At 48.8% G+C, this 1,792-nt stretch carries 1 rRNA gene; it reads right to left on the bottom strand.

Features of this window, described 5'->3' with window-relative positions:
- Positions 1-54: 54 nt before the first annotated feature.
- Positions 55-1,630: ribosomal RNA gene (locus tag AC6UD2_RS06690) — 16S ribosomal RNA — on the bottom strand.
- Between the last annotated feature and the right edge of the window lie 162 nt (positions 1,631-1,792).

The raw sequence follows: 1,792 nt of genomic DNA on the forward strand, positions 1-1,792 counted from the left end.
CTCTCAAAACTAAACAAGACTTTAATTGTGTAAGGTTTCCGAATTTTTCCTTAGAAAGGAGGTGATCCAGCCGCAGGTTCTCCTACGGCTACCTTGTTACGACTTCACCCTAATCATCTGTCCCACCTTAGGCGGCAGGCTCCAAAAGGTTACCTAACCGACTTTGGGTGTTACAAACTCTCATGGTGTGACGGGCGGTGTGTACAAGACCCGGGAACGTATTCACCGTGGCATGCTGATCCACGATTACTAGCGATTCCAACTTCATGCAGGCGAGTTGCAGCCTGCAATCCGAACTGAGAACGGCTTTAAGAGATTAGCTTGACCTCGCGGTTTCGCAACTCGTTGTACCGTCCATTGTAGCACGTGTGTAGCCCAGGTCATAAGGGGCATGATGATTTGACGTCATCCCCACCTTCCTCCGGTTTGTCACCGGCAGTCTCATTAGAGTGCCCAACTTAATGCTGGCAACTAATGACAAGGGTTGCGCTCGTTGCGGGACTTAACCCAACATCTCACGACACGAGCTGACGACAACCATGCACCACCTGTCATTCTGCCCCCGAAGGGGACACCTAATCTCTTAGGTTAACAGAAGATGTCAAGACCTGGTAAGGTTCTTCGCGTAGCATCGAATTAAACCACATGCTCCACCGCTTGTGCGGGTCCCCGTCAATTCCTTTGAGTTTCAACCTTGCGGTCGTACTCCCCAGGCGGAGTGCTTAATGCGTTAGCTGCGGCACTGAAGGGCGGAAACCCTCCAACACCTAGCACTCATCGTTTACGGCATGGACTACCAGGGTATCTAATCCTGTTTGCTACCCATGCTTTCGAGCCTCAGCGTCAGTTACAGACTAGACAGCCGCCTTCGCCACTGGTGTTCCTCCATATATCTACGCATTTCACCGCTACACATGGAGTTCCACTGTCCTCTTCTGCACTCAAGTTTCCCAGTTTCCGATGCACTTCTCCGGTTAAGCCGAAGGCTTTCACATCAGACTTAGAAGACCGCCTGCGCTCGCTTTACGCCCAATAAATCCGGACAACGCTTGCCACCTACGTATTACCGCGGCTGCTGGCACGTAGTTAGCCGTGACTTTCTGGTTAGATACCGTCGCGACGTGAGCAGTTACTCTCACGCCCGTTCTTCTCTAACAACAGAGTTTTACGAGCCGAAACCCTTCTTCACTCACGCGGCATTGCTCCATCAGACTTTCGTCCATTGTGGAAGATTCCCTACTGCTGCCTCCCGTAGGAGTCTGGGCCGTGTCTCAGTCCCAATGTGGCCGATTACCCTCTCAGGTCGGCTACGCATCATTGCCTTGGTGAGCCTTTATCTCACCAACTAGCTAATGCGCCGCGGATCCATCCAAAAGCGATAGCACAAAGGCCATCTTTCAAACGAAAACCATGTGGTTTTCGTTGTTATACGGTATTAGCATCTGTTTCCAGGTGTTATCCCCTTCTTCTGGGCAGGTTATCCACGTGTTACTCACCAGTTCGCCACTCGCTGCTAACTTAAGTCAAGTTAATGCAAGCATCAACTATCATTAGGCGCAGCTCGTTCGACTTGCATGTATTAGGCATGCCGCCAGCGTTCGTCCTGAGCCAGGATCAAACTCTCATTTTAGAAATGAGAAATTTTACTAGCTCATTATTATTTGTTGTTATTCTTTTTCAAAAGAATTAAAAAGCGAATTGACTTCGCAAATGTTTAATTTTAAGCTTGTACACTTAAAACTACCTTACACTTGTAATCAAAATCTTGTTCAGTTTTCAAAGATCTACTCTT

The organism is Fructilactobacillus sp. X2R5C2 (assembly GCF_059901375.1).